This is a genomic window from Anoxybacillus sp. LAT27 (assembly GCF_022030075.1).
GTDB lineage: Bacteria > Bacillota > Bacilli > Bacillales > Anoxybacillaceae > Anoxybacillus > Anoxybacillus kestanbolensis.
Genome location: NZ_JAIWYK010000131.1, coordinates 1 through 284, shown reverse-complemented (window position 1 = coordinate 284; position 284 = coordinate 1). Strand labels below are relative to the sequence as shown.

General features: G+C 52.5%; 1 protein-coding gene. It reads left to right on the top strand.

Annotated features, from left to right (window positions below):
- Positions 1–194: hypothetical protein (locus LD028_RS08815; RefSeq protein ID WP_237811593.1), on the top strand; the 194-nt coding region annotated here is incomplete at its 5' end.
- Positions 195–284 lie beyond the last annotated feature (90 nt).

Sequence of the window (284 nt, the reverse complement as noted above, 5' to 3'; positions counted from 1 at the left end):
AGATCAAGCGCCTGGAAAAAGAGCTGGCGACGCTGCACAAGGAAGTGGAGCGGATCGAGAACAAGCTGAACAACCCGGGCTTCATGGCCAAAGCCCCGGCAAAAGTGATCGACGAAGAAAAGGCCAAACTGGCCGATTACATGGAGAAGCGGGACAAAGTGATTGCCCGCCTGGCGGAACTGAAAGGCGAATGAACCGCCGTCCTTTCGCATATTTTTGAGAATGGAGCAATGCGGTATGAACGAAAACCGTTTGGAAGGATACAGAGAAACGCTTGACTGGCT